9 protein-coding genes are annotated in these 14,229 nt (G+C 40.6%); 4 read left to right on the top strand and 5 right to left on the bottom strand.

What is annotated here, in order from left to right:
* Nucleotides 1-175 precede the first annotated feature (175 nt).
* On the top strand, nt 176-1,189 hold the full coding sequence (locus DDR33_RS24250; RefSeq protein ID WP_109418393.1) for a helix-turn-helix transcriptional regulator: 1,014 nt from the start codon (nt 176-178) through the stop codon (nt 1,187-1,189).
* 19 nt (nt 1,190-1,208) lie between these two features.
* Here DDR33_RS24250 and DDR33_RS24245 read toward each other — a convergent pair whose 3' ends face one another.
* The 3 genes from DDR33_RS24245 to DDR33_RS24235 form a co-directional block, all read right to left on the bottom strand.
* Nucleotides 1,209-1,820, bottom strand: a complete 612-nt coding sequence (locus DDR33_RS24245; protein WP_109418392.1) for a P63C domain-containing protein — start codon at nt 1,818-1,820, stop codon at nt 1,209-1,211.
* A gap of 1 nt (nt 1,821) precedes the next feature.
* On the bottom strand, nt 1,822-3,024 hold the full coding sequence (locus DDR33_RS24240; RefSeq protein WP_109418391.1) for an ImmA/IrrE family metallo-endopeptidase: 1,203 nt from the start codon (nt 3,022-3,024) through the stop codon (nt 1,822-1,824).
* A 252-nt stretch (nt 3,025-3,276) separates the two neighbouring features.
* Nucleotides 3,277-7,875, bottom strand: a complete 4,599-nt coding sequence (locus DDR33_RS24235) for an ATP-binding protein (protein ID WP_109418390.1) — start codon at nt 7,873-7,875, stop codon at nt 3,277-3,279.
* A 156-nt stretch (nt 7,876-8,031) separates the two neighbouring features.
* Between DDR33_RS24235 and DDR33_RS24230 the strand changes: the two genes are divergently transcribed.
* The 3 genes from DDR33_RS24230 (at nt 8,032) to DDR33_RS25645 (ending at nt 11,892) form a co-directional block, all read left to right on the top strand.
* Complete coding sequence (locus DDR33_RS24230) at nt 8,032-9,906, top strand: AAA family ATPase (RefSeq protein ID WP_109418389.1); 1,875 nt, start codon at nt 8,032-8,034, stop codon at nt 9,904-9,906.
* Nucleotides 9,893-10,813, top strand: a complete 921-nt coding sequence (locus tag DDR33_RS24225) for an HNH endonuclease (protein ID WP_109418388.1) — start codon at nt 9,893-9,895, stop codon at nt 10,811-10,813. The genes DDR33_RS24230 and DDR33_RS24225 overlap by 14 nt, the downstream gene beginning before the upstream one ends.
* Nucleotides 10,814-11,127: 314 nt before the next feature.
* Nucleotides 11,128-11,892, top strand: a complete 765-nt coding sequence (locus DDR33_RS25645; RefSeq protein ID WP_146198850.1) for a hypothetical protein — start codon at nt 11,128-11,130, stop codon at nt 11,890-11,892.
* 188 nt (nt 11,893-12,080) lie between these two features.
* On the opposite strand, the gene DDR33_RS24215 is transcribed toward DDR33_RS25645, so the two are convergent.
* A complete protein-coding gene (locus DDR33_RS24215; RefSeq protein WP_109418386.1) occupies nt 12,081-12,989 on the bottom strand; it encodes a hypothetical protein in 909 nt (302 codons plus the stop codon).
* A 764-nt stretch (nt 12,990-13,753) separates the two neighbouring features.
* Nucleotides 13,754-14,229, bottom strand: a 476-nt coding sequence (locus tag DDR33_RS24205; RefSeq protein WP_146198849.1) for a DNA/RNA helicase domain-containing protein, incomplete at its 5' end; no start/stop codon positions are given.

Genomic DNA, 14,229 nt, shown 5'->3' with positions numbered 1-14,229 from the left:
GACATTGTTTTGTACGGTTTTACCGTAAGCCGGCCGATCTGATTTCCGTAAAGGATACCCAGCGGGCAAAATCAATGTTCAGCAGACATTCAAAGAACGAAACAAATATAAGTTTCAACTGTGCAGTTTTGCTTCACAGTTGTCGTTTTTTTAATAATTTTAACTTTAAAAGAGAATGTCCATTACAAAAAATCCATTGATCCGGTATAAAGTACTGGATCAGTGCTTCAGAAATCCGGGTAAACGGTATTTTATTGATGATCTGATATCGGAATGTAATAAGGTAATGTCCGAATTGGACCCTTCATATCGGGGGATCAGTCGTCGTCAACTATTAGATGATATTTCTTTTATGGAGAGTAGTGAGGGATGGAGTGTCGTGTTGGTCAGGCACCGTGTTGGGCGTAAAGTTTTTTACAGGTATGCCGATATAAAATATTCAATAAATAATATGCCTTTAAATGCCGTAGAGTTGAACCAACTCCGATCTGCTCTATCTGTACTGAATCAATTCAAAGGTATACCGCAGTTTGACGGATTAGATACATTACTTGCAAAAATTCAACACAGCCCGTCGGGTGGAACCAAAAACCTTAAAGCGGCGTTTGACCATAATCCATTTCTGAAAGGCAACGAACACTTGGGAACGCTATTTAACGCATTACATCATCGCATACCGCTTAAAATTACCTATCAGGATTTTAAGGCTGCGGAATCTTATCAAGTATTGCTGCATCCCTATCATTTAAAACAATATAACAATCGTTGGTTTTTGTTCGGCTACAATCCTGAGCGAGCAAAAAAGGATTGGAACATGGCCGTAGACCGGATAATTGCCGTCGAAGAATTCGATTCTGCCTTTATTGAGAGTGACATTGAAGATTGGGAGGAATATTTTGAAGACATTGTTGGGGTCACCAAGCCAGAAGGCGCTGAAGTCGAATTGATTAGGATAGAAATTTACGGCGATACCGCCAAATACATCATGAATAAGCCGATTCACGGCTCTCAAAAATCAAAACGCCTAATGGATCGACCCGGTATTGAAGTTAGCTTGCAGTTGATTATTAACTATGAAATTAAGCAATTAATCTTGTCTTACGCGGACAGTATGAAGGTCGTTAGCCCACCTCACTTTGTTGATTCGATTAAAAGGCATTTTAACAATGCGGTTGCTTTATATTTATAATATCGCAGTATGACTATAGTTAGCTTCTAAATAAATCCATTTGATACGATACTCCGAATTGCTCAAACATCTTAACCCTAAAAGTGTAATAGTCGGAGCACTTCGGCATTATCATATTAGCATCATCGATATATTTTTCTAATCGAAGTATCCCGTCATCATTCAGTAACTTGTAATTCTTTGTTCGACGCAGGCAGTAACCAATATACCGATTATGCATTTGAACATATTCCAATAGCCCCTCAGGAAAACGTTTATAAATGACCTCATTTATGGTTAGAGCTACAATTCTCGGTTTTCTGAAGTTTCTACGTTCTTCCTCTGTCCAATTAAAAAGGTCGCCTAGCAGTCTGAAGAACTGACTGAATTTTGGTTCATAATTTCTCTCTTTTTCTGCTATAAACTGTTTGAACTCCTCCTTTTTATCATATATGCTGAAAGAAGCCCCGTTCAGCAGTTCCCGAGCTTCCATTTCAAAGATACGGTTCTTCTCCGAGAATGCTTCTTTCGTAAGCCGCTCAGTTTCAAACAACAACAATCGACTTATTTCATCTCGATCATCAACTTTTTGTACGGATGGAGTAATCGGCGATACCCGTTCTGTTCGATGATTACTTGTTTCTTCTTTCATATTAATTATAGATTTGAGTGTTTTTTAGAGCTTTAATGTTTTCGTCAATGGATATTTCATCGGTCCATTTCAAATCAAGCATATCAATAAGTTCATCGAATGGGGGGTTATATTTTTGGGCCCTTTGCCATGCCTTAGTGTCATCATTTCCCGAGTCGTATGCATAGAAAAGATAGATAAAACTTGGATGGATTTGGTTTTTCTCAGCAAAAGTATTTACAAATGAACTGTTATTTATATGCGGTCTCACAGCAGCAAGCTTGTCTTTTGAAAAAAGATAATCTCTTGCAAAACAATCGGCTTTGTTTTCTTTCTCTTTTAAAGCAAGATCTTTAGCGTCGTCATCACTGACATGATATACATTAGTTTTTATTTCATCAAGGTCGAATAATGTATGATAAATTTCATGAATCAATGCAAACCAAAGGGTGGGATAAAAATTTCTATAGTTTGTAAGTACTATGCAAGGTTTTTCGTTAATAACAAGGGTAGCACCTCTAATATGAAGATTTGACAAGGGACTTTGATATAAAACACTTACTCCTAATCGATAAAGATCGGAAATTACATAGTGAAGGCCCTCGCTTACATTGGTGCATTGCCACCTGATAGAGGGGATATATTTGATTAAGCGATCTCTATCGTAGGGATAAGGATTGTTCAATCGTTCAAATCGCTCGATAGCATTTTTGATCCAAACCTGTCTACTTTGAAGATTTTTCGGTTGAATCATGCCTGAACTAAAGGCTATACCTTTGTTTACTGGTTTATATTCAAATATCGAAGCGTAGCCAAAGCGACGATTTATTTGATTTTCTATGTTTCTGTAATGTGTTATACTATTGATAAAGCCAGCTTTACGAAGTGCAGCAAGGTCAAAGTTTGCCTTAATGAAATCAATTTTTGACTGAGGATAGTCCGAATCTGAAAAATTCTTTTCTAAAGCATCAAGAAAAAGCGATGCTACTTTATCCCGAGGCATTTTTAAAAAATTAGCCAATCTAAAGATATTCGTCGCATCAATCATTTTTTTCGATCCATTAAGGAACCCTTGCAATGCCCGATATTCTATTCCCAAAATATCTAACGACTGAGTGGGTAACATGTCAAGTTCTTTAAGCCTTTTTTCAAAGATGTCAGATAAAGATTCTTTTGGAAATAATCCACCGAGCAGTTCATCAACATCAAATTCACGTTTGCTCATTTAATTGTATTTTTACAATTGTAAAAGTACAATTCCTATTTAGAACTTCAATGAAAAAAATAAAATAATAAAGAGACTGCAAGAATCGTCTATTAGCGAAGATCATTCATAATCATTTTTCGTTTCGTCATTCCCCCATTTTTCGATAAACAATCTTCCTCCTTTTCAATACTTCTCATTTTATTCTAAACGGATAAGCATCAAGATGCCCGTACTTCCGGTGCGGCCATAGGGCTGGGAAGAACTTAAAATCTATAATAGTTCTTCCAGTACTCTCTCTGTGTCCGACTTATACTGATAGTCTTTCAAGATCGTGTCGAAAGAGAATAATAGTTCTTGTCTATAACGACGGCTGGTTTCATCTTTACCCTTGATAGCGGTTAAGGCCCCGACAATGAATTTGGTATACCCATCTTTTTCCCGCATATGTTCTCTTTTGATCTTCTCTGCTACAGTTCTGGATATTGCCCGTTTGAAGAGTTGAACACTCAGTTGGGCATCAGAATGGCATTGTTGTGTAAGGTATTTCAGTAGATTACCGGAAAACGTAAAACTTGCCGAATCTATATAGGCTTCCAGAAAATCATAGATATCCTTCAGCTTTATGTGATCGATATGAAATAGCCTGATCTGCATGTGATCTTCTGGATCGTTCGCAAATTTGTTAACCAGATACATAAGTAGCGGACGTGTTTTTTCCGCTGATTCCTCATTGAAATAATAGTATTTACAGCTTTCGCTAAGTGCCCGCACACGGCTTTTGGGATTGTTGTCGAACAGTTTATAGAGCAGTTCTTCTGCTCCTGGTTTATCGAACAGGTAGGAAAAATACAGGATCGAAACCAGGCAGTTCGTATCATCTTTGCCTAAAGTATCCGAAACCACCAGTTTCTCGTAAACCGGTATCAATCCTTGAAAATTTATGTTCCCCATGTATTGAAGCGACCATATTGAGCAAGCGATGACAAAAATGTTAGTCTCCTTCATCAGGGATGACCGAAAAAGGTCATATGCGCGGCCCCTATTCAGGTTGTTGAGGTGGGCGAATCGAAAGTAAAGTGCCGCCCGGGTTTCATCGGGCGCAGTAGATAACAGGCACTCGAGCGCTGCAAACACAGGCTCTTCAAATTGGGAATCCTGAACCCATAGCAGGGCATTGGCGGCTGATCCGTGAATGGTGTTAATACCTCTTGTGATTAGGCCTCCGACACTAGTCTCGCCGGTAACTTCATTACGATCATCTTTTAGGTAGGCGTAATTCTCAGATTGGGTAATTAAAAATTGCACTAATTCGCTGTCAGTTTGCTCCCCGCTAACAAGGGGCTCAATGAAATACAATATATACCGAGTTTCGCTGTTAACCTCCGGGTGTTCAAGAATTTTCTTGGTTATGGCGATGGCCCTGGAATGCTCGGCACCAGCATCCACAAGCCCCCAAAGGCCTTTTATTGGATAAATAATATTGATCTCCCTATCTGCTAACGACTTTTCTATAATACTGAACATTTTCTCGGCCGGCTCCTTGCTTGCTGCATCCCGGAATGCATTCGAATGCTCGTCTATCCCTCCTTTGAAAAAAACTCCTCCAAAAGGATCCCTATTAACGGCATACCGACGGAAGCTGCTCAACCATTGTTTTACCGACATCTTAGAATAGGCATTTTCAGGTAAGGGCCTGCCGACCACTCCTGCCAGCACCGGACCGTTATTGGATCTGTCAAGGTATCGTCCAAACTTACGTTCCAACTCTAGTAATTGTCTTTTCAGTACCGGATGCTCTTTTAATGTATCCTCAGGAAGTCTTAGCAGGAAGGCATATTTCCCCCTTCCCCAATAGCTTCCAAATTTGGGTGTTCCTTGATACTTATAAATATAAATCTCTTGTTTATTGACCAGGGTTTGTAAGGTATATACAACTTTCGATTTTTGTGTTTTAGAAAAATGCGGGAAAGCAACTTCAAATACATTACGAAATTCCACCCTGAAATCCTGTCCCTCGATCAGTGCCCCGATGTCACGCATGTAGCAGAATAGGTCGAACACCTCATTGAAATACTTGGCTTCATTAGTTTCTATAGCAAAAATGATCAACCGGAGCATAGCTTCGTGCTTGGACTTCTTATGCCTGGAAAGAAACGCGCGAAATTCCTCGGCATCTTTTTTTGCCACCCTACGAAGACAGACTGCAAGGAGTCGATAGAAATACTCACGTCCGATGAGATCTTCCGAGTCATGGAGATTGGTACAGGTAAAGTTATAATCTCCAATCAATGGCCCGCTCAAGATGTTTTCTGACGGCAGGTCTCCTACAACGATCTCCTCAAGCGTTGGTATCATTGTTTCCGGAATGCTTTCAGCTAGCAGCTTCAACAGCCCGGCCTCCTCTAATTCACTATGAGAATTCTTATCACTTTTTGCCGTTAAACTTAATGGTGTTTTGACCTTGGTCCAAGCATATTCAGGCCTGTGTGTTGCAATCTTTTCAAGGATATGCAGATATCCAAACTCGTCATCGCCCATGAAGTCTCCGCAATTTTCCAGAACATCATATGCAGGTTGGAACGACCAATCGTCGAATTCATAAAGGAAGCTTCTTACAATATTAACATTTTTGATTCCGGGCAGGAAGTCCCAGGCCCTGGCACTTTTCATTTTTACGAAGCGGCTGAGAAAGAGCCACGCCGTGTGTTGGAGATATTCCAGCTGCTGTTTGCTGTTCTCTGGGTTTCGCGAAAAATCAGAAAACATATCGCAGTCAATCGTTGTACCGGATTGGAAGAAAGAAAGGATGTCCATATCCATCGCGAATTCAAACCAATCTTCAGAACGAGCCTGCTCGAAAAAGTGGCTGCTAAGATGGACTGATGTAGACAATATCTTTGCTATGATTTCTTTTTCTTCTACGCTCGGATGATCAAGAAATGCCAGCATGGAAACCAGCATATGCTTAATGTGATACAAGATATCCTGATCTTCCAGCAGATCAGCCATGATTTTCTCATATTTCTGAGGATCATACTCCCGCAGGTAATTCAGGATCATCTTCAGCGCGGAACGAATCATTATTGACTGCTCCTGTTTCTTGATGTACTTGATCAGGTCCTCCCCTTTTTCCACAAAGCGTTTGGCAAATACAAAATCATAAAAGCTTTGGTGGAAGAACTGTATTTGCATATCCTCTCGTTTAAGAATCCGCTCGCTGCCCAGATAGGATATTTCCGCTTCGTAATCTTCGAAGGGCTGTTCTGGCAGCGAGATACGCTGCGATAGGTACATTTGCTTTACCAGTTTGTAAAGCAATTGCTTAACCCTTTTGGGCTGAAGTCGGAGTGTTCTGGGTTTGCTGACGACTTTCTGTTTCCACAGCTCGTTGTACAGTCCCTGGATGTTGGTGATCCCCAGGTTTTCGCTAAAACCAGGTGCGATGCGCGCGAAAATATTGAGATGATTGGGTACCCGGAGCAGCTGAAGCAATTTTGTCGAAACCTGTACGGCTTTAATGCCTATTTTATCGAGCAGGCCGTACACTTGACTCTCGCTCAGTGGCGCTACTTGGATCGTTTTTATGTTTTTGTATACCCGCAGGGAAGGATCATAATGAAGGTCGAAGAGCCTCACGGATATGATGATCCGCACGTTTGGATCGTGTGTGTAACGGTCGATCAAGGATTTATAGACATCAAGAAAGCTCCGGTCGGCCGACATTGCCTGTGAGAGCGCGTCGATTTGATCGATGAGCAACACTACCTGTTTATATTTCTGCTTACACTGTTCTACAAACTGAAAAACGGGAATTGGAAGACCTATTTTTTTCTGTAGTTCTGTTATGCTTGTCGCGTACAGTTTATCCGCCTTTAGAGCAAGAACGGGCACATCACCGGCTTTCAATTCATCGTAAAGATCTTTGAGGATCACCGTTTTCCCAATGCCGGCATTTCCCGCAAGCAAACAGATGTTTAGCTCTCTGCCATTATCATCCTTTTGAGCAGGTTGCTCTAACCATTGTAGCAGGTCTGAGGTCTCCGACCGTTGTACATGTGAGTTGGGTATATCTTCAAACTGATTGATTTCATGTTTCAGACTGGAAGATCCGCTGCTGAGCTCTTCGTCTAATTGTTCTTTTTTAAGTTCCCCGCTCGCAAACGTCCTGAACTCACGGGCGAGTTCCTCAACGGGCTGATTGTCGATAAGGGATCTGATTTCAAAAAAGAGCGGTTGTAGATGTCTGCATTCCTGTTCAGAGAGATAACTGTCCAGGTCTTGGGGAAAGATCTTCTTGACCTTGATCCTTGTCAGGATATCGCGTACCTCAGGTTCGACGTTGTCCAGCTTCAACACAGCCAAGGTAGGATGGCGAAGATTCTTGCCGATCCAGGATGCCAGTTCAGTCTCGCTGGCTATAAGGTTATTGAAGTCATCGATAAAGTCGCTGCATTCCAGGACAAATCCTTCCGATACCGCTATATGGTATACGAAGTCATTCCGGTCTGGGATCAGATCTTTGTTCAACAGGCTGTACATCACGAACTTGGTAATCTCTTCTCCAAAGACTTGCTTGCCAAGGTTATTCTTATATTTTTTGCACTGGACCAGACCGTGATTTTTCCCCTCTCTGATCAGCACGCAATCGCGGCCTTTGTCACGAACTCCGCTCATCAAGCTAATACCATCGAATCCCCTGAACACTCCGGTTTTAATCCGGGTCTGGAAAATGCTGTACACCAGTTCTTCGAACCTACGATCATCGGCCAAGCTATTGTATGGGAATGATTTATTGGCTAACGCAATAGGTCGTTCCTCAGTTGGTGGTTTTATAATAGTTGGAGTTTCATAGGTCACAATTTGGTCCATGCTGTAAATTCATTTATAAAAACTGGGGATGCACTAAGATAAGGCTAAAAGAGTTGATGGGAAAAAGAAAGTTTTCAACTGGTAGTGTATGTTAAAGGGAATGGATTTTAAATTGCCGCTATTGCTAAATTAGCTATTTTAATCAAAATTTATTTTATGGAGCTCCACTATATCTGGATACGGGATTTTAAAAATATCAAAGAGCAGGGTTTCTCTTTTTCTGATAGGTACAGGATCACTTATGATCCCGACCAGGCAATCCTCGATATTGCTGTTAACCCTAACTATTTTCCAAACTTTTTTCCAGGAAAAATTAGTTCTGTGACCGGAATTATAGGGGCTAACGGGGCAGGCAAATCTAATTTATTTGAATTCATCAAATACTTTCTTGCTTCTTTCAGCGTGAGCAGTAGTATAGTATTTGAGGGGTTGAGCGCTATAGCAGTTTTTAACAAAACTATTTACCTTCACATAGATATCCCACTTGCAAACGAATCCGAGTTGCAATCAGAGGGTTTCGAAGTGCTGCGCTTTAAGGATTCACTACCCTATTTAGTAGATAAATCAGGGGCTAATGTTTCGGAGGCGCTTACGGATGAAAAGCATGAACTGCACGAAAATGCGTATATTTTTTATTCGAACATATTTGACAGCAGGGAAGAAAACTACATGTTTGAGCTGGTCGACATTTCAACGAACCATCTGCTTAATTCGAGTATAAATGATAATAGGTATTATCGTTATGATCCCGCCATTATTCCCAAGGAAGGGATAGATTCCGTGACAGCATTTAACATTTTGGAGGTTGAAAGACAGATTGAATTTCTGGCCAGTAACGATCATCGACTCCCTTTCGATCCACCGGGTTCTGTTATCGTCCGTATTGAAAATCAGCATAATAAATTTCTTGAGAACTATTCCGATTCCTTAAAGAAAAGCGGTCTTAATCAGTTTGATGCAATCTTGCACAAACCCTGGGGTAACATGCAATCAGAAGAACAAGACGATTTGAAAAGGATCTACCGTCGTCTATTCATTCATAAGATCCTGATTGTACTCCAGCTCCGGCGACCGCATAAATTTAAGAAGGTAACGACAGAAGAATTCTCCGATATTATTTTCAATGATAATGACCAAGCGCTGGTAGCGCTGTTCAATTCGGAGGATTCCATAATGATCAAAGGGTTTTTGACTAGTCTTAATGAGCTCATCAAAGTTTCTTCCGCCAGGAAGCGCAATGGAAAATATACATTTGATTATGAATACCACGATATCATCGAAACGCCCCTGAACAAAGATACACTGACCGTGTTTTACAGGTTCTTCAACGCATATAAGAATATTACCGGAGAAATTTCGATACTAGCCTTCCACTGGGAGGGAATGAGTTCTGGAGAATTGGCGATGCTCAACCTTTACTCAAGGTTCCACTACGCTTTTCAATTTGAAGTGGTTAACCAGAGTAAACATGTTGTCATCATGCTGGACGAGGCTGAAGTCAGTCTGCATCCGGCCTGGCAGATCAAGTTGCTCGATGATTTAATCATTTTTTTGACGGCACATTTGAAAGAAAAATCCATTCAGTTGATCGTGGCCTCACATTCTCCGTTCGTAATTTCTGATCTTCCCAAAACGATGATCAACTTTTTGGACCGGAATGCGGAGGGAAATTGTGTAGTGGTAGATGGACTTATGAACCTGAAGCACACCTTCGGTGCAAACATCAATACGCTCTATTCTGATTCTTTCTTTATGAAAAAGACTCTGATGGGAAAGTTTGCAAAAGGAAAAATCGATAGGTTGATCAGCACGGTGAACAGGGAGCGGGAGTTTGATGAAGAATTTCCGGACTGGAATATTGTGCAGCACTACATAGATATCATCGGCGAACCGCTGCTCAGAGGCTTTCTCCAAAAACAGCTCAACAACAACCTAGCCGTTAAGCAAAAAGATTTGGCAGACCTCCGGATGGAGATAAAATCTTTGGAAACCCGGATTAAAAAGATGGAGGATCAAGATGGTTCCAATTAGAGTTTTTAATGTTCATCGCAAAGCCGAGCAGCATGCGGATTTGATCTACAAATACCTTCAAGGGTACAAACGAGGCAGGACCCTGATAGCCATTGATAACTGGTTAACAAGTGTTTTCGGGCCAAAAGTAGATATTCGCACCGTTCTGACAGCCGACCCGATAAAAATGGATTTTCTTGTCCGAAAGTACAAGTCGGCAGGCATAGCCCTGGCGAGGGAATTGCAGGATTTGAAAAGTATTTATAAGAGGTTCAGATCCCCCAGATCAACTCCGTTCCTATCTGCCTCAGGGGCAAAATATGATGGTTTTGCATTCTGTGCGCTGATCGACGTATCGGTCTGTCCCTATTGCAACCGTAACTATATCATCAGCCTGGAGGAATCCGGAATTGCGACCTGTGAGCTGGACCATTTCTATAACAAGGACGATTATCCGTTTTTTGCGCTGTCCTTCTACAACCTTATCCCCGCTTGTAAACCCTGTAACCACATCAAGTCGAATAAAAAAGGGAATTATCATAATCCACATTCTAAAGAATATTCAGAATCTGATTTGTTGAAGTTTTCTGTTCGGATCACTGGAGCAAGCTTTTTGGACAGTCTGGACGATTTGAAGCTTGGTTACGATGTGCATTCTGTTTTTAACGATACGTTCACCGATCTCAAATTACAGGAAGTCTATGAATTTCATAAAATATACGTCCAGGACCTAATCAAGAAAAAGTATTTATATAATGAGGAATACCTTGAGCAGTTGGTGGCTCAATATGGGGGAAAGCTTTTCAGTACACGCGAAGAGTTGATGGGTTTACTCTTACCGGGTTACATTTCAGAAGATAAACTTGCCCTCCGACCCTTCTCTAAACTATCCAAGGATATTTGGGAACAGCTTTCTATGCTATATTAAATCTATTTATAGTGAAGGCAGGTCTGTGATGCCCAGGATATAATTCTGAGATGCGATCTAATACTTGAACTGCTTTTATGGCACGCTAAGTGTCAAATAAACAAAGGGCTGCAGTTTATGGATGCTCTGGAAGCATCCCTTTTATCACTACTACGCGTTCAACATGCTTCGGTGCTGTCTTAAATCACCCTATAAGGTATCTCCATGCACCATTGTATCAGCTATATATCTTTCCCAAAGAGGGCTATGGACACGCTAGAAGGCTAAATAGGTTGACCATGTTTTGTAACTTTGCACCTTAACTTTTCGACTTAATGATGGCATCAACAAAACACAAGAGAAAAGAAGTTCTAAAAAATTGTTCACTTTGTGGAAAAGCGGGGGTGCTTTCTTTCGAGCATTTACCACCTAGGTGTGCATTTAATAATACCGCTATTTTGGTGCAAGGCCATGAAGAATTGATTGATAAAGAAAGTTCAACATATGGAAAGTTCCGTAGAAGCCAACGAGGTTTTGGGAAATATGCACTTTGCGAATCTTGTAACAACAATACAGGAAATTGGTATGTAAACGATTTTTGTAAATTCACAAAGCAAGGCATGGCAAATTTAAAGGCAAATACCCATCCTCAATATTTCCAGGGGGACTTTGCAATTAAGCCTCAGAATGTGATCAAGCAAATTCTATTAATGTTTACGGTAGCTGATAGTTCAGGGGTTATCAGCAATTTACCTGGTGTAAGGGAATACCTCTTAGACAGGCGTTCGATGAAATTTCCGGAGGGAATCAGGATTTATGCATATTCAAATGCCTCTGTACAGAAGAGAATGATTGGATATTGCGTTGTATATGATCCGAGATATGGTTTCTGTAGATGGTCAGAAATAAATTTCAGGCCATTTGGCTACTTTTTTACGTATCAAAGCCCTCCTCCTAATAATTTGATGGCTGATATCACTGGCTTCTCTCTCGTAAGTTACGATAGAGAAGTCTCACTGAAGTTGAAAACTGCTTACCTTAATGTTGAAAATATGGTTATTGGTCATTACAGCAATGTAAAATTCGTTGATGAAGAATAGGGTATTGTAGATAAATGCCATTATCAGTCTTTTATCGTAAAATCCGAAGATGATCAATTGTCAAACGAGTTTCGACATATTATGTATTCCCGAACTTGCCAAGAAATGCCTCTATTCCGATTGTTGTAACTATAATGAATTACGAAATAGCTCCCACATATACAAGTATCTTAAGTCCTACAACTAGATTATTTTTTATCGTTTCTAATTCGCGCTAATTGGCTCAATGATCTTTTAAAGAAGAACTCAAAAACGGGGATATCCTTGTACAAAAGATATTGAAGATGCAAAATAGCCGACTGAACAACGTGCAGGTATTCGTTCGTTTCATCTTTGCTCGGGGAAGGATATTTGGGCTTGTGTATTAAATTATTTCGTATTGTGGCCCCGTCTCCAAGTTCTTTAGCAAAAGGTGATTTCTCTCCCGTCTGTTCGAAAAGGACCTGCTTATACAAAATCGGCAATGGCGGTGATGGTGCGTATGTAATTAATGATACGCATTTGTCGTCATAGGTTGCCAAAAATTCCTTGAACGCCAATTCTGCGCAAATGGTTGCATTGATCCACTGATGCCTGGTATTGAATTCGTTAAAGGCTTTGTGAAGATGATTGAACGCAAAGAAGGGCTTTATTCCTTTCTTAGCTATCAGAGGCAACCAAGGTAAGAGAGATTCAGGCAAATAATAAACCGGTCCGCTTGGTTTCCATGTAGCGCGATACTTCATCGGTATTTTATTCCATGCTACTCCGTCTTCTGACCATTCAGGAACACCATTTGACGTAAAATTTTCATCAAGTTCAGAAATCCCGTAGAAAAACTTCAGGTATTCTACTATCTGTTTCATTTTGTCAAATAATGGTTCAGCTATTTTGTAGCTAACAGCACCATTTTCATAAAATTTTTCCAAGTCTTTTAATTCGTTGATTTCATTTTCATCTAACTCAATGGTTTTTTCCAGTTGAAATACATACCTATCTTTTGTTACTGTGATTTTCGTATCTTCCAATTGAAAGGTGATAACCCTATCAGAATTAACAGAGACTTGAACGTTGTCGCTCCCGTTTGGCTTTGCGATATATCTTAAATAAATTTTCATAATCGTTCCTCAGTTTTCTGTCCTTTGTTCCTAGAACAATGCCAAATCCTTTTTTAGCCACATAAACGGCAGATTTGAATTTCATTATTCTCAAAGCTACTACAATACTACGCATCCTATTTGCGCACATAAAAATTATATTAAACTCTGTTTCATAAACATTTATGCTCCGAAAGAAGGTCTATGCGAGACATTGGCAAAGGGCTTTTCAGACTTTAATAATTGCGAACTGGTTCAATGCAGTTCGCCAGCTTGACGAAATCCATAAGAACCGGCTACTAAATACAAAGTGTATGCAACGAAGATAATTAAATGGAAAAAACAATTTTTGTAAAGCTGTTCGAGCATCTTGTACAGAAAGTTAATATGATGCTTCAACCTCAGCGTATACTCTGCTGCGACAATATCCGTAGACATCGCCATTTCAGGTTACAGTTCCTCTAATTGCGCCTCGTCCTAAATCTTAATCTTTCAACAAGTGAAAAACTATTGAAAAATCAACATATCTAAAAACCAACAAATCACTATTGTACAAAATCTTATGTTTGCTACTTAGAGATTCTAGCGATGCTGCCCGCTCTAATTTGTTCCCTTTCGATTCAAAGCCTGACAATTTTACTTTTTTTTCGCCGGCTCCGATTTTTCCACCAGGGAATTCTCAAAAGCCAGCCTGAGATTTGTTCGGCGCACGACGGGCGATCAAAATTTGTTGCCCCTTGAAGATAACGGCTGCGGCGACTGGTATCATGCGTGGATTCGAGTGATTAAGGGGTTACTAACTGTTTAAAATATGCTGCTGTTTCAGGATCGGTACAATAGATATAGCAGCCTTTCATTCCGCGCGACATCAGCGTACGGTAAGTGTTTTTAACGATGCGATCCAGCAATTTGGTTGTCCCCTCCGGATCATTTTTCAGCCGTTTGATCTTCCCTTTGGTTGCGGTCTCGTCACTGCTGCGCCGAAAAGCATCTGTTACTACTTCCCCATTCCTGACCACCAGATCTGGCCCAATGATGACACCGACATAATCGGCATCCAATCCCTGGCAGGTATGAATACAGCCTACCTCGGTAACTGTATACTGCTGATAAAACGGGATGCGAATAACTGTAAAGTCGGCACAATTATGCAGATAGGCACAGGGTTTTAACTGGATATTGTCTGTTGCGACTGTTTCGTTGAAATCTTGCAATAGGGCTGCATATGACCAGGCCTGGTAACTGGGATGTACGTGATTAT

This window comes from Pararcticibacter amylolyticus, assembly GCF_003130405.1.
In the GTDB taxonomy this organism is placed as follows: Bacteria; Bacteroidota; Bacteroidia; order Sphingobacteriales; family Sphingobacteriaceae; genus Arcticibacter; species Arcticibacter amylolyticus.
Note: the sequence above shows the minus strand (reverse complement) of the source record. Positions and strands in the feature narration are given on the sequence as shown.

Bases quoted from the DNA above. Each gene is read 5' to 3' on its own strand.
- DDR33_RS24245 (WP_109418392.1), bottom strand. From the start codon at position 1,820: ATGAAAGAAGAAACAAGTAATCATCGAACAGAACGGGTATCGCCGATT.
- DDR33_RS24250 (WP_109418393.1), top strand. From the start codon at position 176: ATGTCCATTACAAAAAATCCATTGATCCGGTATAAAGTACTGGATCAG.
- DDR33_RS24235 (WP_109418390.1), bottom strand. From the start codon at position 7,875: ATGGACCAAATTGTGACCTATGAAACTCCAACTATTATAAAACCACCA.
- DDR33_RS25645 (WP_146198850.1), top strand. From the start codon at position 11,128: ATGATGGCATCAACAAAACACAAGAGAAAAGAAGTTCTAAAAAATTGT.
- DDR33_RS24215 (WP_109418386.1), bottom strand. From the start codon at position 12,989: ATGAAAATTTATTTAAGATATATCGCAAAGCCAAACGGGAGCGACAAC.
- DDR33_RS24225 (WP_109418388.1), top strand. From the start codon at position 9,893: ATGGTTCCAATTAGAGTTTTTAATGTTCATCGCAAAGCCGAGCAGCAT.
- DDR33_RS24230 (WP_109418389.1), top strand. From the start codon at position 8,032: ATGGAGCTCCACTATATCTGGATACGGGATTTTAAAAATATCAAAGAG.
- DDR33_RS24240 (WP_109418391.1), bottom strand. From the start codon at position 3,024: ATGAGCAAACGTGAATTTGATGTTGATGAACTGCTCGGTGGATTATTT.